Annotated in this window: 23 protein-coding genes, 1 tRNA gene and 1 riboswitch; of the genes, 11 read left to right on the top strand and 13 right to left on the bottom strand. The window is 63.9% G+C overall.

Annotated features, from left to right (window positions below):
* Positions 1-67: 67 nt before the first annotated feature.
* Positions 68-265 (bottom strand): Trm112 family protein, encoded by a 198-nt coding sequence (locus GWG65_RS24385; RefSeq protein ID WP_092232493.1) that lies wholly within the window; start codon positions 263-265, stop codon positions 68-70.
* Between the two features lie 62 nt (positions 266-327).
* A complete protein-coding gene (locus tag GWG65_RS24390; RefSeq protein WP_275198103.1) occupies positions 328-858 on the bottom strand; it encodes a TetR/AcrR family transcriptional regulator in 531 nt (176 codons plus the stop codon).
* A gap of 95 nt (positions 859-953) precedes the next feature.
* On the opposite strand from GWG65_RS24390, the gene GWG65_RS24395 reads away from it, so the two are divergent.
* From GWG65_RS24395 to GWG65_RS24410, 4 genes are all read left to right on the top strand, one after another.
* A complete protein-coding gene (locus tag GWG65_RS24395) occupies positions 954-1,304 on the top strand; it encodes a hypothetical protein (protein ID WP_275198104.1) in 351 nt (116 codons plus the stop codon).
* Between the two features lie 222 nt (positions 1,305-1,526).
* Positions 1,527-1,805 carry a PepSY domain-containing protein gene (locus GWG65_RS24400; RefSeq protein ID WP_187436352.1) on the top strand — a complete coding sequence of 93 codons (279 nt, stop codon included), beginning with the start codon at positions 1,527-1,529 and terminating at the stop codon, positions 1,803-1,805.
* 53 nt (positions 1,806-1,858) lie between these two features.
* A complete protein-coding gene (locus GWG65_RS24405) occupies positions 1,859-2,449 on the top strand; it encodes a cytochrome b/b6 domain-containing protein (RefSeq protein WP_275198105.1) in 591 nt (196 codons plus the stop codon).
* Between the two features lie 213 nt (positions 2,450-2,662).
* Positions 2,663-5,164: an EAL domain-containing protein gene (locus tag GWG65_RS24410; RefSeq protein ID WP_275198106.1), complete on the top strand. Its 2,502-nt coding sequence runs from the start codon at positions 2,663-2,665 to the stop codon at positions 5,162-5,164.
* Positions 5,165-5,176: 12 nt separating this feature from the next.
* On the opposite strand, the gene GWG65_RS24415 is transcribed toward GWG65_RS24410, so the two are convergent.
* Both GWG65_RS24415 and trxA read right to left on the bottom strand, forming a co-directional pair.
* Positions 5,177-5,854 carry an LON peptidase substrate-binding domain-containing protein gene (locus GWG65_RS24415; RefSeq protein WP_275198107.1) on the bottom strand — a complete coding sequence of 226 codons (678 nt, stop codon included), beginning with the start codon at positions 5,852-5,854 and terminating at the stop codon, positions 5,177-5,179.
* Between the two features lie 36 nt (positions 5,855-5,890).
* Complete coding sequence (gene trxA / locus GWG65_RS24420) at positions 5,891-6,814, bottom strand: thioredoxin (protein ID WP_275198108.1); 924 nt, start codon at positions 6,812-6,814, stop codon at positions 5,891-5,893.
* A 276-nt stretch (positions 6,815-7,090) separates the two neighbouring features.
* On the opposite strand from trxA, the gene GWG65_RS24425 reads away from it, so the two are divergent.
* Positions 7,091-7,165: transfer RNA gene (locus tag GWG65_RS24425), tRNA-Gly, on the top strand.
* A 148-nt stretch (positions 7,166-7,313) separates the two neighbouring features.
* On the opposite strand, the gene GWG65_RS24430 is transcribed toward GWG65_RS24425, so the two are convergent.
* Entirely contained in the window at positions 7,314-7,916 is a 603-nt protein-coding gene (locus tag GWG65_RS24430; RefSeq protein ID WP_275198109.1) for a nucleotidyl transferase AbiEii/AbiGii toxin family protein, read from the bottom strand.
* Between the two features lie 47 nt (positions 7,917-7,963).
* Positions 7,964-8,224, bottom strand: a complete 261-nt coding sequence (locus GWG65_RS24435; RefSeq protein WP_275198110.1) for a hypothetical protein — start codon at positions 8,222-8,224, stop codon at positions 7,964-7,966.
* Between the two features lie 193 nt (positions 8,225-8,417).
* Here GWG65_RS24435 and GWG65_RS24440 point away from each other — a divergent pair, with 193 nt between their 5' ends.
* The 3 genes from GWG65_RS24440 (at position 8,418) to GWG65_RS24450 (ending at position 11,846) form a co-directional block, all read left to right on the top strand.
* Complete coding sequence (locus GWG65_RS24440; protein ID WP_275198111.1) at positions 8,418-9,404, top strand: NAD(P)-dependent oxidoreductase; 987 nt, start codon at positions 8,418-8,420, stop codon at positions 9,402-9,404.
* A 381-nt stretch (positions 9,405-9,785) separates the two neighbouring features.
* A complete protein-coding gene (locus GWG65_RS24445; RefSeq protein WP_275198112.1) occupies positions 9,786-11,078 on the top strand; it encodes a PQQ-dependent sugar dehydrogenase in 1,293 nt (430 codons plus the stop codon).
* Between the two features lie 186 nt (positions 11,079-11,264).
* Complete coding sequence (locus tag GWG65_RS24450; protein WP_275198113.1) at positions 11,265-11,846, top strand: c-type cytochrome; 582 nt, start codon at positions 11,265-11,267, stop codon at positions 11,844-11,846.
* 86 nt (positions 11,847-11,932) lie between these two features.
* Here GWG65_RS24450 and panE read toward each other — a convergent pair whose 3' ends face one another.
* From panE to GWG65_RS24465, 3 genes are all read right to left on the bottom strand, one after another.
* Complete coding sequence (gene panE, locus GWG65_RS24455) at positions 11,933-12,859, bottom strand: 2-dehydropantoate 2-reductase (RefSeq protein ID WP_275198114.1); 927 nt, start codon at positions 12,857-12,859, stop codon at positions 11,933-11,935.
* 112 nt (positions 12,860-12,971) lie between these two features.
* Positions 12,972-13,580 (bottom strand): 2-hydroxychromene-2-carboxylate isomerase, encoded by a 609-nt coding sequence (locus GWG65_RS24460; RefSeq protein ID WP_275198115.1) that lies wholly within the window; start codon positions 13,578-13,580, stop codon positions 12,972-12,974.
* Between the two features lie 155 nt (positions 13,581-13,735).
* On the bottom strand, positions 13,736-14,332 hold the full coding sequence (locus GWG65_RS24465; protein WP_275198116.1) for a DUF2239 family protein: 597 nt from the start codon (positions 14,330-14,332) through the stop codon (positions 13,736-13,738).
* A 142-nt stretch (positions 14,333-14,474) separates the two neighbouring features.
* Between GWG65_RS24465 and GWG65_RS24470 the strand changes: the two genes are divergently transcribed.
* Positions 14,475-15,140: a glutathione S-transferase gene (locus tag GWG65_RS24470; protein WP_275198117.1), complete on the top strand. Its 666-nt coding sequence runs from the start codon at positions 14,475-14,477 to the stop codon at positions 15,138-15,140.
* Between the two features lie 49 nt (positions 15,141-15,189).
* On the opposite strand, the gene ggt is transcribed toward GWG65_RS24470, so the two are convergent.
* Positions 15,190-16,941 carry a gamma-glutamyltransferase gene (gene ggt / locus GWG65_RS24475; RefSeq protein WP_275198118.1) on the bottom strand — a complete coding sequence of 584 codons (1,752 nt, stop codon included), beginning with the start codon at positions 16,939-16,941 and terminating at the stop codon, positions 15,190-15,192.
* Between the two features lie 100 nt (positions 16,942-17,041).
* On the opposite strand from ggt, the gene GWG65_RS24480 reads away from it, so the two are divergent.
* The gene (locus GWG65_RS24480) at positions 17,042-18,430 is read left to right on the top strand and encodes an MFS transporter (protein ID WP_275198119.1); all 1,389 of its coding nucleotides are present in this window, start codon (positions 17,042-17,044) and stop codon (positions 18,428-18,430) included.
* 118 nt (positions 18,431-18,548) lie between these two features.
* Here GWG65_RS24480 and purH read toward each other — a convergent pair whose 3' ends face one another.
* The 3 genes from purH to GWG65_RS24495 form a co-directional block, all read right to left on the bottom strand.
* Entirely contained in the window at positions 18,549-20,141 is a 1,593-nt protein-coding gene (gene purH, locus GWG65_RS24485) for a bifunctional phosphoribosylaminoimidazolecarboxamide formyltransferase/IMP cyclohydrolase (protein WP_275198120.1), read from the bottom strand.
* Between the two features lie 25 nt (positions 20,142-20,166).
* Positions 20,167-20,248: riboswitch (ZMP/ZTP riboswitch) on the bottom strand.
* A gap of 58 nt (positions 20,249-20,306) precedes the next feature.
* The gene (locus GWG65_RS24490) at positions 20,307-22,025 is read right to left on the bottom strand and encodes a heparinase II/III family protein (protein ID WP_275198198.1); all 1,719 of its coding nucleotides are present in this window, start codon (positions 22,023-22,025) and stop codon (positions 20,307-20,309) included.
* 156 nt (positions 22,026-22,181) lie between these two features.
* Positions 22,182-23,528, bottom strand: a complete 1,347-nt coding sequence (locus GWG65_RS24495) for a transcription antitermination factor NusB (protein ID WP_275198121.1) — start codon at positions 23,526-23,528, stop codon at positions 22,182-22,184.
* A gap of 186 nt (positions 23,529-23,714) precedes the next feature.
* Between GWG65_RS24495 and GWG65_RS24500 the strand changes: the two genes are divergently transcribed.
* The gene (locus tag GWG65_RS24500) at positions 23,715-23,912 is read left to right on the top strand and encodes a DUF1674 domain-containing protein (protein WP_275198122.1); all 198 of its coding nucleotides are present in this window, start codon (positions 23,715-23,717) and stop codon (positions 23,910-23,912) included.
* Positions 23,913-23,932 lie beyond the last annotated feature (20 nt).

Raw genomic sequence — 23,932 nt, forward strand, 5'->3', positions numbered from 1 at the left:
GGGCCGTTGCTTCATCAGCCCCAGGAGCCCCGGATTTCGCTACCGCTCCATCCAGGCTACGAATTCTTCAATCGATCTTCCGCGCCTCTTCCGGCAGCATGATCGGAATGCCGTCGCGGATGGGATAAGCGAGTTTGGCCGAGCGCGAGATCAATTCCTGCTTTGCGGAATCGAATTCGAGCGGGCCCTTGGTCAGAGGGCAGACCAGGATCTCGAGCAGTTTGGGATCGACGCTGTTTTCAGGGCGTTCGGTGGGCGCGTTCATTGTGGTCTCCGGCGATCGGGTTGCCTCTAGCACAGAAAATGCCGGCCGCCCATTACGGTTCGCTAGACTGATGCCATCCGCAGGATCTCGTCGAGCAGGCCATGGAGCCGTGCCGCCGGAACCGGCGCGCCCGACAGCGCGAAGCCGAGGAACGTCCAGTACAGGATCTGCGCGCGGGCCTGCGCGATTGCGGGCGTCAGCCCGCGTTTCGTGAACAGCGCCTCGATATAATCGAGCCGGCGGCGGTCGATGGCACGGACCGCGACTAGCGTCGCCGCATCGAATGCCGCCCAGTTGCGCACCGCGCGCTCCAGATCGAGCCGCGCGCCAAAAGTCCTGCGCAGCAGCGCCTTCAGCGGATCGTCGCTGTCGGCCTCGACGTCGGCGATGACCTGTTCGGCCGCGATCTCGCGCCAGCGCTTCAGCACCGCCGCGTGGAACGCAGCGAGATCGGCAAAATGCCAATAGAAGCTGCCGCGGGAGACGCCCATCGCCTTTGCCAGCGGATCGGCCTTCAGCGCGGTGAAGCCGCTTTTCGCCAGTGCCTTGAGGCCCTGGTTGATCCAATCGTCGGCGGAGAGCTGTTCGGTCATGTCCCGGTCCAGGCGTTGGCCATACAGTACTGTATTGACAGCGTGGAGCAAGTGGGTGCATATCCGTACAGCACTGTATGGATGGAGACGGTTTCATGCGCGACCTCCTGCTGCAATGTTCGGGCGCCGCCGCGATCGTGCTGGCGCTGATCCACGGCATGCTCGGCGAGACCAAAGTGTTCGCTCGCGCCTCGATCGAGCCGCCGCGGCTGCGCACGCTGATCCGGCTGGTCTGGCAGGCCGGCACGGTGGCGTGGATCGGCGGCGGCGTGCTGCTGCTCGCCGCGCCCTGGATGGAATCCAACCTCGCCCGGCACTGGATCATCGTCACGCTCGCGATCGTGTTCGGTTTTGCCGCGCTGGCCAATGCCTGGGCAACGCGCGGCCGTCATTTCGGCTGGCTCGGCATGAGCGCGGTCGTAGCGCTCGCGGTTGCCGGCTACTAGCGGACGTAACCCAAGAGATGAGCCAGCTGGCCAGCCATGAGGCGTAAGGCCGCAGCAACGCGTCAGGGGTGCTCTGCGTACGGAGAGGGCTGATGTTTTCGCCGATGTTAGAGCTTATCTAAAACATCCGCGCCCGAACTGGATTGACTTGATCACCTCCTTTGCTTCCTTCGCAGTCGGTTCGCGCTAAGCGTGGCGCGCACGACAGAGGAGGAGAGTTTCGTGAAGGTCATTCGTGTTGTTGCCATTGCACTGACGATCGGGATTGGCATGGGGTCGACGGCGATGGCCGACGGATTCAAGGATTGCACCAAGCTCGACAAGGCCTCGTGGAAGCCGGCGAGCGAAGCCGAAGCCAAGGCGAAGGCGCTGGGCTACGAGGTGCGTCGCTCCAAGATCGAAGGCTCGTGCTATGAGGTCTACGGTGTCAAGGAAGGCAAGGTCTACGAGCTGTTCTACAGCCCCGAAGATCTCAGCCTGAAGCGCACGGTTGCCAAGTGAATTGCGCCAAATGAGCTGCGCCAAATGAACTGCGCAAAGGCGAATCGGGTTTAATGGTCCAAGCAGTTCCAGAAGCGGGCGGGGCGCCCAACCGGGCCCCCGCCGATCGAACCGCTTCGCGGACGGTCGAAGTCTGGGACCTCCCGTTGCGCCTCTGGCACTGGATCCTCGCCGTTTGCGTCCTGGTCGCGTGGTTCACGCCCACCGTCTATGACGGGCTTCACCGTATTGTCGGCTATCTCGTGATCGGGCTTCTGGCGTTCCGCCTGGTCTGGGGCTTTATGGGAAGCCGCTATTCGCGCTTTCGCATGGTCGGGGTCAGGCTTCGCGCGGCGCCAAGCTACCTATGGAATCTGCGCCGCGGCATCACCGGCCGCTATATCGGGCTCAATCCCGCCGGCACCTTGATGCTGGTGGCGCTGCTCTTGTCACTGATCGTCTCGGCGGTCACAGGCGCGATGTCGGTGACCGTCGCCTTCTTCGGGGTCTGGTGGATCGAGGACACCCACGCCTATGCGTCGGACGCCGTCATCGTCCTGGTGGTGCTGCACGTCCTGGGCGTCGTGCTGATGGCAGTTCTCCAGCGCGAGAACCTGATCCGCGCGATGATCACCGGACGCAAACGCATCCGCGGGCACCTCTAAGCAGGAGCGGGTCCACCGACGGAGTCCCGGGCTCGTCGAACCCGTAGTGTCACGGGAATTCAGCCCGTCGCCCGCACGGGCTACCGCTAACCGGAGCCATTGTTGAGTCGGGTTTACTTCTCGATAAGTACGCTACCTGACATTGCACAAAATTAACGCAACGAAAGTCCAATCGGATCAATCGTCGAGAATATTGACGAGGGAGCGATTTCGATGTTCCGCGTTTTTACCTGTCTCACGGCAGAGCACGATTGGCGGCTTGTCGTGCTCGCTGGTCTGGTTTGCTTCGCCGCGAGTATTGTGGCCATCAGCATCTTTCATCGCGCGATCGAGTCGCGAGCCTGGACGCGGCTGATCTGGATTGCGATCGCCGGCGCCGCCATCGGATATGGAATTTGGGCAACGCATTTTGTTGCAATGCTCGCCTACGAGCCCGGCGTCTCAACGGGTTACGGCATCGCTCTGACAGCTCTGTCGCTCGCTGCGGCGATGATCCTGACCTCCAGCGGTTTTGGCGTTGCAGTCAGTAATTCCGGTCGGTGGCCTGCGGCTGCCGGCGGCGGCATCATTGGTGCCGGTATTGCGAGCATGCACTATCTGGGCATGTGGGCCCTCGAAGTGCCGGGTCGCGTGACCTGGTCGCCGGGGCTGGTGCTCATCTCGATCGTCCTCGGCATGGTCCTGGGCTACGCGGCACTTGCCGTCGCCCTGGGTCGCAAGAATAAATGGGGGGCCCTGGTCGCGGCGCTTCTGCTGACGCTCGCTATCGTGTCGCATCATTTCACGGCTATGGGGGCCGTGCAGATCGTTCCAGACCCGACGCTGAACAGCGACGCCTTGTCGCTTTCTCCCGCCTTCCTCGCCGTGGCAATTGCGGGTGTGGCTCTGTCAGTGCTCGGGATGAGTTTTGTCGGCGTGCTGGCGGATCGCCGCCTTGCGACCAGGACCAGCAGATTCGAGGAAATCATCAGCGAGCTTTCGCTCGCCAGGCAACAGGTCGAGGATTCGCAAAAGGAAATCCAGGATCAGAAAATCCGGCTGGACACGGCCATCAACAACATGGTCGAGGCCCTTTGCATGTTCGATGCAGATAAGCGACTTGTCGTCTGCAACGAGCGTTATGCTCTACTCTATCGGCTGCCGGCGGAGCTGCTGCGAACGGGGACGCCGCACGCCGACATCATCAGCCATCGTGTTGTGAACGGTATCCTCAAGGGCGACGCCAGCGAAGGCGCTGCCAAGCAATTCATCTCGAAATTGGCCGCGTTGCCATTCGACGCAGTCTCGAGCAGGATCGACGAGTTTGCGGATGGCCGCCTGATCTGCGTCACGCGGCAGCCGATGGCCGGCGGCGGGTGGGTGGCCACGCATCTTGATGTCACGGAGCAACGCCGGTCCGAGGCCAAGATCACTCATATGGCGCAACACGATGCGTTGACCGACCTGCCAAATCGCGTGCTGCTCAGAGAGCGGATGGAGCACGCCATTGCAGTGACGCGCAATGGCGGCCTTGATCTGGCCGTGCTCATGCTCGACCTCGATCGCTTCAAGGAAGTCAACGATACGCTTGGACATCCGGCGGGCGACTCCCTGTTGCGCGCCGTCGCGGCGCGTTTGCGCGAATGCACCACGGAAACGGCACTGATCGCTCGACTGGGCGGCGACGAGTTCGCGGTGATCGACTACGTGACCAGCCCGGCCGTGGAGGCCGCGACCCTCGCCGAGAACATCAGAAAGGCACTTTGCGAACCCTTCGATCTCGGCGATCACCGGGTCACCGTGGGCACCAGCATCGGCATTGCCATCGCGCCGCGCGATGGCAATGATCCCGACGCGATCATGAAGAGCGCCGATCTCGCTCTCTACTCGGCCAAGAGTGGTGGACGTGGCGCATTCCGATTCTTCGAGCCGGAACTCGACGAGTTCATGCATGCGCGACGTAATCTGGAGCGCGACTTGCGGGATGCGCTTGCCGGCGGTCAATTCGAGCTCTACTACCAGCCATTCGTCGATGCCGCGACCGGCAAGACCATGGGCTTCGAGGCCTTGCTACGCTGGCATCACCCGCAGCGAGGTCTGGTCATGCCGGGCGAATTCATCCCGCTTGCGGAAGAGACCGGCCTGATCGTGCCGCTGGGAGAATGGGTCTTGAGGACGGCCTGTGCGGAAGCCGCAAAATGGCCTCTCGATCTCAGCATCGCGATCAACCTGTCTCCCGCTCAATTCAGGAGCAAGGAGCTTGTGCCGGTCGTTGTCGGCGCGCTGGCGAGTTCGGGCGTTGCGCCGCACCGGCTCGAGCTCGAGGTTACCGAGACAGCGATCATGCATGACAGCGAAGCTGTGTTCGCAGCCCTCGGCCAACTGCGCCAGCTCGGGGTGCGAATCGCCCTGGACGATTTCGGCACCGGCTATTCTTCACTGAGCTTCCTGCAAAGATTCCCGTTCGATAAGATCAAGATCGACCGCAGCTTCGTCAGCGAACTGACCAGCGCGAAGGCAGAGGCGCACCATCTCGCGCGAGCAGTGGTTCGTTTCGCAGTCAGCTTGAGCAAGACGACGACCGCCGAAGGCGTCGAAACCAAGGAGCAGCTGGACATCCTGCGTGAAGAGGGATGCGCCGAAACACAAGGCTATTATTTCAGCCGGCCGGTGCCTGCATCCAGCATCGCAAAAATGCTGCCGCGAGATGCCGGAGCAGCCGTCTGTGCGGCGTGAGCGTTCGGGCCGTCACTGCAACGGTGGATCGCCGGAGGTGCGCTTCTTGGCGAGGTCCATCTCGGTCACCGCGATCAGAATCTCGGCGCGGGTCTTCAAATCCGGCGCCTCCAGCATGGCCTGCTTCTCGGCCGGGCCATAGGGCGACATCATTGCGAGCGCGTTGACGAGCGCCTCGTTGGGCGCGCTCTCGACGCCTTCCCAATCGACCTTGAGGTTGTTGGCCTTCAAGAAATCCGTCAGCGCCACCAGCAGCGCCTCGCGGTTGACCTCGTCCTCACCCATGCGGGCGGTGAAATCGTCGGCGAAGGCGAAGAAGTCCACCTTGCATTGCCGGTAGGCGGTCAGCACCTCGAGCTCTTCGACTATCCTGAACCGCGCGACGCCGGTGAGCTCGAGGATGTAGCGGCCGTCACCGGATTCGGCGAGCTGGGTGATGCGGCCGACACAGCCGACGCGAAACAGCGCCGGCTTGTCGGAATTCTTCGGCGAATGCGCGATGTCCGGCTGGATCATGCCGATCAGGCGATGACCGTCGCGCAAGGAATCGTCGACCATCGCAAGATAGCGCGGCTCGAAGATGTTGAGCGGCATCTGGCCGCGCGGCAGCAGCAGCGCGCCCGGCAGCGGAAACACCGGAATGATCTCCGGAAGGTCGGCGGGCCCGCGATATTCGATGTTGATCGGCATCTGCCCGGTCCCTCGCTGGACTTGCCAGCTTGCGCCTTACGAAAACAGGATCGTCGACAATCGCTTGCGTCCCTCGACGGTTGCATCATCGGCGCTGCCCCAGGCCTCGAAGAACTGCACGAGCTGCTTGCGGGCGCCGTCGTCGTTCCATTTGCGGTCGCGCTTGATGATCGCGAGCAACTGCTCGGTCGCCGCCGCCCGGCTGCCCTGTGCGTTGAGCGCGGTCGCAAGGTCGAATCGCGCCTGATGATCGAGCGGGTTTGCGGCGACTTTCTGTTCCAGCTCGGCAACCGGACCTAGCGATTCGGCCTGTTCAGCGAGGTCGATCGAGGCCTGCACCGCCTTCACCGCGGCATCGCTGCGCTTGGACTCCGGCACCATGCCGAGCGTCTGCTTGGCCTGCTCGATCGCGCCCGAGACGACGTAGCACTTGGCAAGCCCCGCGAGCGCGGCGATGTTGGTCGAATCGTGCGAGAGCACCTCGGCGTAGATCTGCGCCGCGGCTTCCGCATCGCCCTCTGCGAGCACGGCCTCGGCCTCTTGCAGGATTTCGGCGACATTCAGCTCACCCGGCGCGGTCACGCCCTTGGTCAGCTTTTCGATGAAGGCGTTGACCTGGCTCTCCGGCACCGCGCCCATGAAGCCGTCGGCCGGCTGGCCATTGACGAAGGCGATCACGGCCGGGATCGACTGGATGCCCATCTGGCCCGGAATCGCCGGATGCTGGTCGATGTTCATCTTGACCAGCTTGACCTTGCCCTTGGCCGCGCGGACTGCCTTTTCCAGCGCGGGGGTGAGCTGCTTGCAGGGGCCGCACCATTCGGCCCAGAAGTCGATCAGAACCGGTTGGCGCTTCGATTCCTCGATCACGTCCTTCACGAAGGTCTGTGTGGTGGTGTCCTTGATCAGGTCGGCCGAAGCCGGGCCCGCCGCTCCGTTACCCTGGTCGATGATCGTCACGGGATCCCCTCGTCTGATGTCTGGAATGGCGGGTCTTTAGCACGTCGCCAATCCATATGCTTCGCCGTCGGCCCCTAAATTTGGGCCGGGGCGGCCGAATTTCAATCCATGCCGGCCGATTCGGAGGTTCCGGCGCATTTTCGGCCGGTTTGACTGGAATCGGGGTCCATATGGGGCTTCGAATGCGCATCTATGCCGCGGGTAGCTGTTGCATTCGCCGTCCGCTTTTGGCATACGACAGCCGTTGCCGGCCGCGTCATGCGGTCGACACAGGATGCGGGTGTAGCTCAGTGGTAGAGCACGACCTTGCCAAGGTCGGGGTCGAGGGTTCGAGCCCCTTCGCCCGCTCCAATTTTTTCCCCAGCGTCCACGGATGTGTTGGCTATCCCTGCCGGGGAGAGCCTTTGCCACGATTTTTGGTGTGGGTCGTACGGCGGGCTTTTCGAAGTCCCAGGACCTGGAATGGGGCCAACCTGTAATTTAGGGCGCCTCGCCCAAGCTATACAGCGCGAAGGAGGTCTTTGGTCTTTTCCAGTGCTGTGTTGGCGATCAGCTTATATGTGTCTTTGATCGAGAGCTGATTGATCGCTGCGCTCACAAAGTCAGGCTTTAGCTTGTCGATTGCGGCCAGTGTACTTGCGACGCAGTCGCGATAGCTAGCCAGCTCCTTAATCATAGATTCAGCGTGCTTTTCGCCGCCCGCCGCGATGTCAAATATATCGCGCGGCGCGATGCTATTGCCCCGATAATAGATCTTCTTCGCAATGATTTCCGGGATTGTCTCTAGGAGGACCATTTCGCCCTCAACTGTCGCTTGCGTCGTCGGCGAGGAAGTTAGTGGCGGCGCGACGATAAAATCGATCTCACCAAATTCGAAGCCGAGCTTCAGGGACCGTGCGCCGTCCCCATTGTAGTCAGCAGGCCTAATCTCGAAATTGAAGTCATGCTTCTGTGGATCGAGGAAGGGAAGAAATTGAGGGTCCGGAAGAAAGATATCGATATCGTGGCTTATCCGATGATCGATTTGCAGCATCATCGCTGTGCCGCCGCCGAACGTCCAACGATCAATGATTTCCTGTTCGGCGTTGACTTGCCGGATCATCGCACAACGCGAAAAAGTTCCGCCCAATCTGATTGAGCGCTCATTTGTTAGGCTGCGAGTTGAAAGGATTGCCCCGAAAACTCGGCAAACGCCTTCGCTGCGGCAACCAGTTGATCGTGGCTGATGCCATACATCTCAGCGAACGCGATTTGCAATTCAGGTTTAACATCGCCAAAAAACGACGACATCGGACCGCAGGCCGCCTTCGCCGAAGAGGGATCCAGCAGACAATGGACAAGCTCCTGCGCGTCTAGCTTTTTGCTATACGGCGCATTTACAGTCGCCAGGACTAGGATGGGGCTTTTCATCTGCGTCACCATCTGGATGCCCGGTCAATATAGAATGGACATGGCAGCATCTACACTCCCCCCAACAGTCTTCGCAGTCAATTTGTTTGCTTTCGTTCTATCTGCATGGGTAGATTCGGAGCAAACCTCGACTAAATGCCTCGGAACGGACGGTGGTTTTGCGCCGTTGACGGGTGGGTTCAATCGGTCTCGCATGACAATTCTCGTCACCGGCAGCGCTGGCCATCTTGGGGAGGCCATTCTCCGGACGCTTCGCGGGCGGGGCTCGCCTGCCCGCGGGATAGACCTGAAGGCATCGCCCTTCACCGATGCCGTCGGCTCGATCGTTGATCCGGACTTCGTGCGGCGGCAGATGGACGGTGTCACCGCGATCATCCACACCGCGACGCTGCACAAGCCGCATGTGGGGACCCACACCAAACAGCAATTCGTCGACACCAACGTCACCGGCACCCTCAACCTGCTCGAGGCTGCCGTGGCCGCCGGGGTGCGCAGCTTTGTCTTCACCAGCACAACCAGCGCATTCGGCTCGCAGCTGCGGCCGGAGGCGGGACAGGCCGCGGTGTGGGTCACCGAGGAGCTGCCGCCGGTGCCCAAAAACATCTACGGCACGACCAAGCTGATGGCGGAGAAGCTGTGCGAGCTGTTGTTTCGCGAGCGCGGCCTCCCCGTCGTTATTCTGCGGACCTCGCGCTTCTTCCCGGAAGATGACGACGATGCCGCGATGCGCTCTGCCTACACGCTGGAGAATGCGCAAGCCAATGAGCTGCTCTATCGCCGCCTTGATATCGCGGACGCGGTGAGCGCCCATCTTGCCGCCGTCGAGCGCGCGCCGGCGATCGGCTTCGCCCGTTACATCGTCTCCGCCACCAGCCCGTTCGAGCCGCACCATCTCGCGGCGCTTGCCCGCGACGCAGCAGGTCTCGTGCGCGAGCTCCATCCGGATTGCGCGGAGCTTTATGCGGCGCGCGGCTGGCAATTGTTCCCGCAGATCGATCGGGTCTATGTCAACGATCGCGCGCGGCGCGAATTGGGCTGGCGTCCCGAATTCGACTTTGCTCATGTCCTGAGCAGCCTTCGCACCGGACAGGATTTCCGCAGCGCGCTGGCGCGCGAGGTCGGCTCAAAAGGCTATCATGAGACGACATTCGACGACGGGCCTTACCCCGTCGCCTCGTGATCGCCGCTTTTGCTGTTTTGCTCGATGCGTCAAATGTATGCCTGGTGTCACCGGGCACAGCTTGGCCTGAGCCTTTCTACTGTGCATGGGGTTGTTTTCGCGACTTTTGTTTGGCGCGGCGCCGGTGCTGCCTGCAAATGAGCCGCGCGGCTTGCTGATTCCGCGTTGCGGCGAGGTCGTCGTCATCGCGCGTTCGCCTCGAGCGAAAATCCGTCTCAATTCATATTGAGCGCAACCGCAGTGCGCGCGACGCGCTTCTCAGCGCTCGCGGATGTGCTAACCTTTCTGCGTCTGCCCTCTCGACAGACGCCAAACCTCGCCTCTCGATGAATAAAACAAAATAACGTGCAGCCCAGATGGCTGCCTTAGGGGAGTGACGCGATGACGTTCCATCGATCCGTCTTTCAATCCGTCTTTCAATCCGTCCTGGCGCTTGCAGCGGTTGCCCTTCTTGCGGGGACAAGCGTCGGTCATGCGCAGCAGCAGGACAAGAACAAGCCGCTGAAGAAATACGAATCCGGCACCAAGGAGTTCTGGACACATCCGCCGGATGACTGGTTCCTCGGCGACGAGACCGAGGCGCAGAAAGGCCTGGCGCCGCCGTCGGGGCCGCCGACCGGCGCATCGGAGGCCGAGCTCGCCGCGATGATGAAGAAGATCAAGCTGCCGCCGGGCTTCAAGATCGAAGTCTTCGCGCCCGGCGTTCTCGCCGCGCGGCAGATGGCCTGGGGTGACAAGGGCACGCTGTTCGTCGGCTCGTTCGGCCTCGGCAACGTTTATGCGATCAAGGACAACAACGGCAAGAAAGAGGTCAAGACCATCCTCAAGGGGCTGAACATGCCCACTGGTCTCGCCTTCAAGGACGGCGCGCTCTACGTCATCGCGGTCGACAAGCTGATCCGCTACGACAATGCGGAAGCCAATCTGGACAAGCTCGGCGAGGGCAAGGTCGTCTATGACGACATGCCGTCCTATGCCGCGCATGGCTGGAAATACATCGCGGTCGACAAGGAAGGCTGGTTCTACATTCCGTTCGGACCGCCCTTCAACATCGGCGTTCCCCCGACCAGCGTGTCGCAGATCCGGCGCGTAGATCCTAAGACCGGCAACGCCGAAATCTGGGCGCTCGGCGTTCGCAACTCGGTCGGCGGCGACGTCGATCCGCGCACCGGCAAGCTCTGGTTCACCGAGAACGCGCGCGATTGGGTCAGTGACGATCTGCCCAGCGACAAGCTGAACATGATCAGCAAGATTGGTGAGCACTTCGGCTATCCCTATTGTCACCAGGGCGACCTGCCCGATCCGAAATTTGCGATGGGTCACAAGTGCTCCGAGTTCACGCCGCCCGTGCTGAACCTCGGCGCCCATGTCGCTCCGCTCGGCATGAAGTTCTATACCGGCGATCAATTTCCGCCTGAGTACAAGAACAACATCCTGATCGCCGAGCACGGCTCCTGGAATCGTCACAAGTATCAGGGCGCACGCATCATGCGGGTGATCGTCGGGCCCGACGGCAAGAACGCCAAGCAGGAGGTGTTCGCCTCCGGCTGGCTCGAGGGCGACCAGGGCTATCTCGGCCGCCCCGACGATATCATCCTCGCCAAGGATGGCTCTATCCTCGTCGCCGACGACTGGGCCGGCGCGATCTACCGCATCAGCTACAGCAGGAAGTAACGTTCGACGGTCTGGGGCTGCGGTGGCTGTGAGGCGCCGCAGTCACGTTTGCTCGCGAACGCCTCGCAAAGGAACACCTTCGTCATGCCCGGACTTGATCCGGGCATCCATCAAACAAGAAACTCTTTCTGCAAACGCGATGGATTGCCGGGTCAAGCCCGGCAATGACAGTCGGAGAAGTCAGCCATGCGGGTCGTTTGGTTCGGAATTCTATCGGCGGTGTTCCTGATGGCGCCGGCCGCCGACGCCGCCGATGTCGCCGCCGGCAAAGCCAAGGCCGAAATCTGCGCCGGCTGCCACGGCGACAACGGCATCTCGCAGATGGAGAACATCCCCTCGCTCGCCGGCCAGCCCGATCAATACCTGCAATGGCAGCTCGTGTTCTTCCGCGCCGGCTCGCGCAAGAACGAGCAGATGCAGCCGATCGTGGAGCAGATCAACAACGAGGACATCCGCAATCTCGGCGCCTATTTCGCCTCGTTGACGCCGCCGAAGAGTCCGGGTGACGACGATCCCGATCTGTCGAAGAAGGGTGCGCAAGCCGCCGCCGGCCGCCGCTGCGCCTCATGCCACACCGACAGCTATGCCGGCACCAAGGCGGTGGCGCGCCTCGCCGGCCAGCGCGAGGAATATCTCGTGAAAGCGCTGCACGACTACAGGACAAGCCAGCGCGTCGGCGGTGCCGGCGCAGCCATGGCCGAAATCGCCTACTCCCTCAGCGAAGAAGAGATCACCGCGCTGGCGCACTATCTGGCGCATCTGCAGTAGCAAAGGCTGCAAGCGGCAAACACCGCCGTCGTCCCGGATCAGCGCTCACTTCGTTCGCTTGTCCGGGACGATAGCGGAGTGCTGGGCTAGCTACTCGCCCGCTGCTTCTCATACGCCTTCAGATGCGTATAGGCGATGCGCAGCTTCGGCACCGGGACCTTGGCGGCATCGCCGCGCGCGATGAGATCCCCGATGACGTGATCGGCCTCGACCGGAAGGCCTGCCTGGACGTCGCGGAACATCGACGCCGTCATCGGCGAGCCCTCGGTGGTGAGCAGACCCTTGACCCGTTCGAAGAACGGGCCTCCCGGCGGATAGCCTGACGCGGCTGCGACGGCGCTGGTCTCGTCTAGCATGCCGAGCAGGAAATCCTTGCCGCCGGGAACGGCAAGGATGTTGCCGACGGAGGTGCGCATCAGGCTGGTCGAGGCCGCGAGCGAGGAGAGGAACACCCATTTCTCCCACATGTCCTGCATGATGTTCTGGCTGGCCGTGGCGCCATTGATGCCGCTCTTGAAGGTCTCGTCGATCGCCTTGACCCGGTCCGACAGCTTGCCGTCGCGCTCGCCGTAATTGATCGACTGCATCGGCTGGAGCTGCACCACCTCGCGCTTCTCGTTCAGCGTCGCGGCGATGGCGCAGAGCCCGCCGAGCACGCGCTCGGCGCCGAACTTCTGGTCGAGCGCGTCGAGATGCTTCATGCCGTTGAGCATCGGGATGATCGCGGTGTTCGTGCCGACGGCCGCCGCAAACGACTTGATGGCGTCGTCGAGGTCGAACGCCTTGCAGCTCAGCAGCACGACGTCGAACTTGTCCTTGAGCTTGTCGGCCTCGACCCGCGGCGGATCCTTCAGCGTCACGTCGCCATTCGGGCTTTTGATGACGAGGCCGGCGCTCGCAAGCTCGGCGGCGCGTCTTGGCCGGACCAGAAAGGTGACGTCGCGGCCGGCCTGCAAAAGCCTGCCACCAAAATAGCCGCCGATGGCGCCGGCGCCGACCACGAGGATACGCATGGGATCTTCCTTGTTGTCGCTCTTTGCGGTCTACCTATAATCGTCATTGCGAGCGAAGCGAAGCAATCCAGAATGTTACCGCGATCACATTCTGTCGTCGGGGAATGAAGGCCTACTCCCCCGACACCATTTCCTCGACCTCGCGCAGCTGCTCCTTGCCGAAGAACATCTCGTTGCCGACGAAGAAGGTCGGCGAGCCGAACGCACCGCGGGCCACCGCCTCCTCCGTATTCTTGATCAGTTTTGCTTTCACCTCGGGCTCCTGGGCGCGGGAGAACAGCTTTTGGGCATCGAGGCCGGAGGATGCGAGCGCCTTCGTTGCGACTTCCGGATCGTCCATCTTTTTCGGCTCGCGCCACATGTGATGGAAGGCGGCGTCGACATATTTTTCGAACACGCCCTCGCGCTGCGCCGCGATCGCCGCGCGCATCAGGTTCAGCGTGTTGACGGGGAAGAAGGGATTCATGACATAGGGCGGAACCTGGAAACGCCTGATGAAGCGCTCGGTCTCGACCGCGTGGAATTCGCGCTTGTTCTTAATGCCGGCGAGGGTTTCGGCCGGCGACTTGTTGTTGGTCGATTTGAAGATGCCGCCGAGCAGGATCGGTACGTATTCGAACTTGACGCCGATCCGCTGCTCGATCGCCGGGATCGCCAGATGGCTGAGATAGGCGTTCGGGCTGCCGAAATCGAACAGGAATTGCGGGGCTGTGCGGGTCAAAATCGTTCTCCCTGACATCGCTTTTGTCACATTGTGGCGCAGGGCGCACCACCGGTCCACCGTTTAATGACGGTCGTAATACCTTGATGATCCCGTCAGATCAGTCGCCGGATCGGCCGCTTGCGCCATCGTAGCAAGCACGCAAGTTCCTCGCTTCAGGCGCGATCGCTATAGGCGAGCTTGACGATGTGGTCGCGGACGTCGGCGGGCCAGTTGGCGATCAGTCCGCTGAAGCGGCGCCGGTCATCCGCGAACAGCGCGCGCGAAGCTTCCTCGAACTGCGGCAGGTTGCCCGCCATGGTCGACATGAAGTGGTAGGCCGCATCGCGCGCCTGCCGCGCGCGGTCCTTGTCGCCGCTCACACGCCGCGCCTCGTCGACGAGCTTTCGCAGCGCGACCGACGCGCCGCCGGGCTGGGCGCCGAGCCACTCCCAGTGGCGCGGCAATAGCGTCACCTCGCGGGCGACCACCCCGAGCTTCGGCCGCCCCCGGCCGCGCGGTTCGCTCGGTGGTGTGGTCTCCTCAATTGCGGGCGGGACAAGCTTCGCCAGCCGCGCCAGCACCTCGCGATCCCCGCCGCGCAGATCGAAGTCGATCGACCGGCCGGTGCCGTCCTCAAAGATGATGATGGGCTCGTCCGGCAGTGGTGCCATCCGCTTGACGACCAGCGCGACCTCTCCTGCCGGTCCGGACGCCAGGCGGCGCTGGCCTTGGAAAGCGGTGAAAGTCCTTTGCATCGAGATCATTGCCATATTGATGAACGTTGGCCCTTAATACCCGGGTAAATTATCAACGTCAATATATCCGGGTGAAATTATTCGTCCGGATGGCTCGACATTGCCTTCCCGGGCTGGCACGAACGCGCGGCCGATCGATCAAGCTGGGGACCACGCGATGCTGACCGTTCACCACCTCAACAATTCACGCTCACAGCGGGTGCTTTGGTTGCTCGAGGAGCTAGCGGTGCCCTACGAGATCGTGCGCTATCAGCGCCAGCCCGACATGCGTGCGCCGAAGGAGTTGCGCGCCATCCACCCGCTCGGCAAGTCGCCCGTCATCACCGACAACGGCAACACCATCGCCGAGTCCGGCGCGATCATCGAATATCTCATCGCGACCTACGGCAACGGCCGGCTGATCCCGCCGCCGAACACGCCCGAGCGGCTGCGCTTCACCTACTGGCTGCACTATGCCGAAGGCTCGGCGATGCAGCCGCTGCTGCTGAAGCTGTTGTTCACGCTGATGCCAAAGCGCGCGCCCGCCTTGCTGCGGCCCCTGGTGCGCAAGGTCTCGAACCAGGCATTGACCGCGCTGGTCAATCCGCAGATCAAGCAGCACATGGATTATTGGGAAGGCGAGCTCGGAAAAACCGAGTGGTTCGCCGGCAACGAGTTCACCGCGGCCGATATCCAGATGAGCTTCCCGCTCGAGGCCGCCCAGGCGCGCGGCGGGCTCGAGCAAGGACATCCCAGGGCGATGGCGTTCCTCGAACGCATCCATGCGCGGCCGGCGTACAGCCGCGCGCTGGAAAAGGGCGGGCCGTACCAAGTGGGACGGTAGTTATCTATACCGCTGGTCCGCGTGCAGCACGCGGCCCGCCGGGGCCGGGTTACTGCCCCGCTGCTTCCGCCCCCCGCGTACGCGGATCAGGCGCGCCGAGCGGGCCGTTGGCGGTCACGAGAATCGAATTGGCGGAGGTTTGTCCCATCGGCTCGACGATGAGATGGTCCATCGCCTTCAGCTCGAACAGGACATCCTCGGGAAAGCCGCGTTCGATGCGCACCTCGTCCGGCAGCCATTGGTGATGCAGCCGCGGCGCGGCAACGGCGGCGGCCACGTCCATCCTGTAGTCGAGAACATTGACGATCACCTGGAGCACGGTGGAGATGATGCGGCTGCCGCCGGGCGAGCCCGTCACCAGAACCGGCTTGCCGTCCTTCAGCACGATGGTCGGCGACATCGAGGACAGCGGCCGCTTGCCGGGCCCTGGCAGATTGGGTTCGAAGCCGACGAGACCATAGGCATTGGAGGCGCCAACCGCCGCGGTGAAATCGTCGAGCTCGTTGTTGAGCAGCACGCCGGTGCCCTCGGCGACGAGGCCGACGCCATAGCTGAAATTGAGCGTATAGGTGCTGCTGACGGCGTTGCCGCGGGCATCGACCACGGAGAAATGCGTGGTGTTGCTGCCCTCGCGCGGCGATGCTCCGGCGGAGACGAGTTTGCTCGACGGCGTGGCGCGGCTGGTAGAAATGGTCGCGCGCAGCCTGGCCGCGTAGTCCTTCGCAATCAGAGTATCGATCGGCGCGTTGACGAAGGCGGGATCGCCGAGATAGCGCGCGCGGTCCGCATAGGCGCGCTTCATGGCTTCGATGAGGAGGTGCAGCGACGCCGGCGACCCCTGTTTCAGCTCCGCAAGCTGAAAGCCTTCGAGGATGTTGAGGGTCTCTGCCAGCACCACGCCGCCGGACGAGGGCAGCGGCATCGAGACGATGTCATAGCCGCGATAGGTGCCGCGCACGGGTGCGCGGATCACCGCCTGATAGGCTTTCAGATCAGCTGATGTCATGATGCCGCCGGCGTCGGAGACGGCCTTGGCGAGCTTGTCTGCGACCGGCCCCTCATAGAAGCCGCGCGATCCCTGCGCCGCAATGGCCGACAGCGTTTCGGCAAGATCGCCCTGCACCAGCCGGTCGCCTTCGCGAAGCGGCGTGCCATCGGGCCGCGAGAAGATTTTGGCCGAGGAAGGCCAGCGCGCGAGCCGCCGGTGCCAGGCCGGCAACGTATCGGCGATATCGTCGCCGAGAACGAATCCGTCGCGGGCGAGCGCGATCGCGGGCTCCAGCAACTGCGCCAGCGTGAACTGGCCCGAGCCGTATTTCTCCAGCGCCAGCGCGAGTCCCGCCACAGTGCCGGGCACGCCGATGCCGAGCGCGGAATCGCGCGACTTCACTGCATCGGGCCTGCCGTCCGGTCCGAGGAAGATTTGCGTCGTCGTTGCCGCCGGCGCGGTCTCGCGGTAGTCGATCGCGATGTCCTCGTTGCGCGCGGCCGAATGGATCACCATGAAGCCGCCGCCGCCAATATTGCCGGCGCGCGGATAGGTGACGGCCATCGCAAAGCCGGTCGCGACCGCGGCGTCGACCGCATTGCCGCCGCGCCGCAGGATGTCAGCGCCCACTTGCGCAGATATCTTCTCCTGCGCCACCACCATGCCGTGCTCGGCGGCAACCGCGCGCACCGTGTCGAGCGCCGGTGGAACATAGGCCCGCCGCGCGTCCTGCGCGGTGGCTGGCGCCAGACCAAGCGCCACAGCAGCAATGAATGCGAAAAACGTCCGCCGTGTCGACAATGAGGACATCATCAAACTTCCGCAAAGGCTTCCGGCTAATTCACACGCGTCGCTATAATGCTATACGGTTTGCGCCAACAGAGGCAAAACTGTTCGTGATGGGAATTGAATGATGACGACGATCGCCTCGGACGTGCGTCTGGCCGAAACAGAGCTAAGCTATCCGCCGCGCGCCGCCGTCATCAGCTGGATCTTCTTTGATTGGGCTGCGCAGCCCTATTTCACGCTGATCACGACCTTCGTGTTCGCGCCCTATTTCGCGACCAGCATCGCGCCAGATCCCGCCACGGGACAATCGTTGTGGGGATTTGCCGCCGCCGCGGCCGGCATGGTCATCGCGCTGCTGTCGCCGGTGCTTGGCGCCATCGCCGACGCGTCGGGCCGGCGCAAGCCGTGGATCGCGACATTCGGCGCGATCCTGGTGCTCGGTGCCAGCGCGATGTGGATCGGTAAGCCCGGCGACCCCGGCATCATTCCGCCGCTGCTCACCGCCTTTGCGCTCGCCAGCGTCGGAGCGGAGTTCGCGACCGTCTTCAACAACGCGATGATGCCGACCCTGGTGCCGCCGGAGCGGATCGGGCGACTTTCCGGCACCGGCTGGGCAACCGGCTATGTCGGCGGCATCGTCAGCTTGATCATCGTGCTCGGCTTTCTCGCCGCCAATCCAGAGACCGGGCGCACGCTTCTTGGATTCACGCCGCTGTTCGGGCTCGATCCTGTGACCCACCAGGGCGACCGCATCACCGGACCGCTGACGGGATTGTGGTTCATCATCTTCGTGACGCCGATGTTCCTGTTCACGCCGGACTACCCGGCCAAACGCCCGGTGCGCGCAGCACTGCGCGAGGGCCTTTCCGACCTGAAGCGATCGCTCGGCGAATTGCCAAAGCAGAAGTCGCTCGCGGCGTTTCTTCTCGCCAACATGATCTACACCGATGGCCTGGTGTCGCTGTTCGCGTTCGGCGGCATCTATGCCGCCGGCACTTTTGGCTGGCACACGATCCAGATCGGCACGTTCGGCATCATGCTGGCGGTCGCGGGCACCTTTGGTGCGTGGCTCGGCGGCAAGCTCGACGATCTGCTCGGGCCGAAGCGCGTGATCACGGGCAGCATGCTGATCCTGCTGCTGTCGCTCGCGGCGATCCTGCTGGTCGACAAGGATTCGATTTTCTTCATCAAGGTCGCTCCTCCCGTACCGGGCGGCGCGCTGTTCGCTGGCGCGGCCGAGCGCGCCTACCTCGTGCTGGGCTGCCTGATCGGCGCCGCCGGCGGTCCGCTTCAGGCCGCCTCGCGCACGCTGCTGATCCGCCTCGCGCCGAAAGATCGCATCGCGCAGTATTTCGGCTTGTTCGCGCTGACCGGAAAGGTGACGTCCTTCATCGGGCCCCTGCTGATCGGCGCGATCACGGCCATCACCGCGAGCCAGAAGGCCGGCATGGCGGTGCTGGTGGTGTTCTTCGTCGCGGGGCTAGGGTTGTTGATGCGGGTAAGGGAGTCCTAACTCCCGCCGTCGTCCCGTAGCCCGGATGGAGCGAAGCGCAATCCGGGAAACCTGTTGCTGCAGAGACGCTGACCCGGATTTCGCCTTCGCTCCATCCGGGCTACGCTCGCGGTGAGGCTTAATGCCTGAAGTGCCGCGTGCCCGTGAACACCATGGCGATGCCGTGCTCGTCGGCGGCCTTGATCACCTCGTCGTCGCGCATCGAGCCACCGGGCTGCACCACCGCGGTGGCGCCGGCCTCGATGCAGGCGAGCATGCCGTCGGCGAACGGGAAGAACGCATCCGACGCCACGACCGAGCCCCTGGTAAGCGGTTCGGCGAGCTTCAGCTCATTGGCCGCATCCTGGGCCTTGCGCGCCGCGATCCGGGCCGAATCCACCCGGCTCATCTGGCCCGCGCCGATGCCGACGGTGGCGAGGTCCTTGGCGTAGATGATGGTGTTGGACTTGACGTGCTTGGCCACGCGGAACGCGAACCTGAGGTCGCGCATCTCCGCGTCCGTCGGCGCACGCTTGGTCACGATTTTGAAAGTCATGTCGTCGACCACGGCGTTGTCGCGGCTCTGCACCAGCAGACCGCCCGCAACCGTCTTGGCGGTCAGGCCCGGCGCGCGCGGATCGGGCAGGCTGCCTGCGAGCAGCAGGCGCAAATTCTTGCGCGCGCCGATGATGGCGATCGCTTCCTCGCTGGCATCGGGCGCGATGATCACCTCGGTGAAGATTTTCGTGATCTCGCGCGCGGTGTCGGCATCGAGCGCGCGGTTCATCGCGATGATGCCGCCGAAGGCAGAGGTGGAGTCGCAGGCCAGCGCCTTGCGGTAGGCGCTGACGAGGTCGGAGCCTTCCGCGACGCCGCAGGGATTGGCGTGCTTGACGATGACGCAGGCCGCAGTGCGCTTGGCGTCGAACTCGCCGATGCACTCATACGCAGCATCGGTGTCGTTGATATTGTTGTAGGAGAGTTCCTTGCCCTGCAACTGCCGCGCGGTCGAGACGCCCGGGCGCTTGTCGGGCGTCGAATAGAACGCCGCGGTCTGGTGCGGATTCTCGCCGTAGCGCAGCGACTGGATCAGCTTGCCGCCGAAGGCGCGGAAGTCGGGCGCATCGATCTCGAGCTGACGCGCGAACCAATTCGAGATTGCGGCATCGTAGGCACCGGTGCGCGCATAAGCCTTGGCAGCAAGCCGCCGGCGCAGTTTGAGCGTGGTCGCGCCCTTGTTGGCGGCGAGCTCGTCGAGCACGGGTTGATAGTCCTGCGCCTCGACCACGACGGCGACGTCGTCATGGTTCTTCGCGGCGGCGCGGATCATCGCGGGGCCGCCAATGTCGATGTTCTCGATGCAATCCTCGAGGCCGGCGCCTTTGTCGACGGTCGCCTCGAACGGGTAGAGGTTGACGACGAGCAGATCGATCGGCGCGATGCCGTGCGTCTTCATCGCCGCGGCGTGCTCGGCATTGTCGCGGATCGCAAGCAGGCCGCCATGCACCTTCGGATGCAGCGTCTTGACGCGGCCGTCCATCATCTCGGGAAAACCGGTGAGCTCGGAGACGTCCTGCACCTTGAGGCCGGCCGCGGCGATCGCCTTGGCGGTGCCGCCGGTCGAAACCAGTTCGACACCATGGGCGGCAAGCGCCTGGGCGAACTCGATCAGGCCGGTCTTGTCGGAAACGGAAAGCAGGGCGCGGGTGACGCGGCGGGGATGGTCAGTCATGAGCAAGATCCTCTGTCTTAAGGAGTGTCTATGCCCAGGCGCGCGGCTCTTATATCCCGCGCTTCCCGATGGTGCTCCATCCAAGGTCGCCAGTCGCGCGAGCGAGCGCTCGATAGCAGCTTTCGGCGCCGGTCTCAACGACTAGATATGCCGATCCGCGCCGGTTTACAGCGGAAGTTCCGGCTCGCGCCGGGCGTTGCGGCGGGCGTTGGTGACGGCAGGCGAAGCGGTGGAGCGGACAAAGCTCCAGCGGATCGAGGGCGCCTGGCGGGCGTCCTGGCGGATCACGATCTGCGCGGTGCGGCGCGGCCCGTCATTGCCGGCCAGGAACACGCTGTCCTCGAGCTCGACCTTGTCGTCGAGCGCCTCGAAGGTCCAGACGTCGCGGTTGGGTAGCACCAGCATGACGCCGCGGGCATCCGAGAGCCGGCTCGCCTTCACCGCCGGATGCAGGTGGAAGCGCAGCACGAAATCGGCGTCGCCGCCCTTGAAACGTCCACCCTGCGGCGGCGACAGCGTGTCCTCGCCGTCGATCCGCCCACCGTCATTGGCGACCATCAGCACGCGGCGATGGATCGCACCGAACTTGGCCATGTAGCCGTCATGCGAGGCCGTGAGCAGCGTGCCGTTCTGCACGATCTCGCGATAGCTTTCGACCTCGACGGGCCCGCTGACGACAGGCGCGCCGCGCAGCAGCCGCTTCATCGCGGACATTTCGACGAACTGGCATGACGAGGTTTCGTGATAGGTCAGCGTCGAATGCGCAGCCGTTCCGCGTGCGAACGGCCGCCAATTGTCGCGCCCCGTCGTCGGCATGCCGCAATTGGTGACGATGCGGCTGATGCCGGAGGACAATTCGAACGACAGGCAGCCGGCATGGGCGTCGTGGCTCACGCCCGCCGGCGGTGGCGGGCCGGTATCGATGATCAGCGTGGTCTGCCCGGCATCGAGACGCTGGAAGCCGGTATGCGGCATGTTCGCCATCGGCGCGCCGTGGGTGTCGTCATAGGCGAGCAGCGTGGCGAGCAGGTCCGAGGGCGTCGCGCTCATGCCGTTGAACAGCGCGAAATTGCCGTCACCGTGCCGGAAGAAGCGCAGCATCGGCATCATGCGGTCGATCGCGTTGAGAAGCGCCGGCGGCGGCGCGATATTGCGCGCGGCAAAGGTCTGCCGCAGCGGCAACAGGTCGATCAGGAGCTCGATCAGCGCGCCCGGGTTGCGCGAGATGTGGCCGCCATCGGGCAGGATCTGCCGCTGCAGCTCGTCCGAGAGTTTTTTCGACGCGCTGCGGATGTGCTTCGCCTGGTTGGCGAGGCAGAGCGCCGTGTAGCACAGCGCGATCAGCACCTGGAGCTTCGGCACCCCGTCCGCAATATTGAGCATGGTGTAGCGAAGGAAGCGGATCTCGCGCGCCAGCGCCCGCAGATAGCGGCGGTAGAATTTGTTGTCGGTTTCGTTGAGCACCAGCGGCGCCTGCGACAGCAGCGAAATCACGCGCCGCGCCAGCACGTCGGCGCGCCGCGCGACCGGACGGCGCTTGTTGGCCGGGTTGGCGATCCAGTCCTCGACCAGCGAACGCGCATTCGCCCGCGTCAGCGCGGTGTCGGCGGCGCGCAAATGGCGCAGCCAGCCGAAGCCGAGCAGCGCGACCTCCCAATCTTCCGACGGCGGCTCGAGATCGAAGATCGAGCGGCCGTGACAGTTGACGATCTTGCCGGCAAAGACGAAGCGGCCGGCATAGATCTCGGCGGCGCGGGTTGCATCCGCGGTGCGCAAATCGTGCGGCGCGATGATCAGCCGGTCGGTGCGGCCCGGCCAGACCCGCGACAGGGCCACGGAGCCGCCGCTCGCGCGCGCGAGCATGTTCCGCGCGAAGCGGTTCATCACCAGCGTCGAGATACGTCTGCGTTGAGCGACCGACACGCCTTGCCTTGTAGGGGGAGAGGATTCCGACGAATCCTTTTAATCCCAAAATCGGGCGCCTGACACCACCTTGAAAGGCCGCGAATCAGCGTCGCGGGAGTAAAAACCGGTGCAAAATCAGGATTTAACGAGCCGGGCGGCATAAAATCCGTCGAGCCCGCCGAGCTTTGGATCGGCGTTCGGCAGATGGCTGGGCAGGGTGCGCAGATCGCCGTCGGCAGTGATGATCTCGCCGAGGCCGAAGACCTCGGACGCTTCGATCGGCACGCGCCGAAGCGCAGGTTCTGCGGCGAGCAGCGTGGCGATGGCCTGCTCGCCCTCCTCCGGTTCCAGCGAACAGGTGCAATAGACCAGCGTTCCGCCAGGCTTGAGCAGCGAGACGGATTTTCGCAGCAGCCGCTGCTGCAGCACGGTCAGCGCGGCGATGTCGGACTCCTGCCGGAGCCATGCCACATCGGGATGACGGCGAATCGTGCCGGTCGACGTGCAGGGCGCATCGATCAGGATACCGTCGAAACCGTCCGCCGGGCCGGCCCATTCCGCGGCGTCGGCGACGACAGTCTCGGCCTGCAGCGACAGGCGCGCCAGGTTTTCGCGCAGCCGCGCCACACGGGCGGGCGAGCGGTCGATCGCGGTAACACGCGCGCCGGCTTGCGCCAGTTGCGCGGTCTTGCCGCCGGGCGCGGCGCAGAGATCGGCGATGGATTTGCCGACGATGTCGCCGAACAGCCGGGCCGGCAGCGCGGCAGCGGCGTCCTGCACCCACCATTGTCCTTCGGCGAAGCCGGGCAGCATGGTCACCGCGCCGTGCAGCACCGTGCGCACCGATCCGGTCGGCAGCACCTCGCCATGCAGCCGGCTCGCCCATTGCGCGGCGTCCGACTTCACGGTGAGATCGAGCGAAGGCTCGTGGCCGAGCGCGAGCGCCATGTCCCTTGCGACCGTCTCGCCGTAATGCGCGCTCCAGCGCGCGAGCAGCCAGGGCGGCAGGTCCAGCGATTGCGCGGCAACCTCCTCCACCAGCGCCTTGCCCTCACGCGCGCAGCGGCGCAGCACGGCGTTGACGAGGCCGGCATAGCGCGCGGCGCGGCGGTCGGATTGCACGAGGCGAACGGAGAGGTCGACGGCCGCGTGATCGGGCACGTCCATCCAGAGAATCTGGGCGGCGCCGATCAGAAGCGCGCTCTGCGCGCGCGGTGCCTCGGATGGAATGCCCTTGTCGAGCAGCCGCGAGAGCACGTGGCCGAGTGTGCCGAGCCGGCGCAGGATGGTCGCGACCAGGCGTCGCATCAGGGCGCGGTCGCGGTCGGCGAGCGTCTTCAGTCCGGGATGGGCGCCGGTGCCATCGAGCTGATCGTCGAGCGTCCGGCGCTTGTGCAGCACGCCGTCGACGATGTCGGCAGCGATCCGCCGCGCTGCCAGACCAGGCACTTCGGATGGAGGGGCGAAACGTTGAGATGGCATGCGGCTTAAGGTTCTTAGCGAGCGGCAGTTCCGCCGAGGGGGCGCATGCCTTAACCAATCGATCTGTGGCACGCGAATATGCCAAATGTAAGAATGACCTCTCGTGTTTACAGCCCCGCATGGCCATTTCAGCGATGCTTTATTGGACGTCGCGCGCGTTCCGGTCTTGCGCTAGGAACCCGGATCATGAGTGATCAGCCCTCCGCTCCACATCGCAAGCCACTGTCGCCGGCGGCCCAGCGCGCGCTGGCTGAAGCCGAAGCGCGCCGGCAGGCCGCTGCGGCCCACGCCGATACGGCGCCGAAGGAGTTGCATGGGCCAAAGGGGCCCGAGCCCACCCGTTACGGCGATTGGGAGCGCAAAGGCATCGCCTCGGACTTTTGAAGCTCTGGTTCGAGGACTCT

Origin of the sequence: Bradyrhizobium sp. CSA207, from assembly GCF_029051685.1 — a bacterium.
Taxonomy (GTDB): domain Bacteria; phylum Pseudomonadota; class Alphaproteobacteria; order Rhizobiales; family Xanthobacteraceae; genus Bradyrhizobium.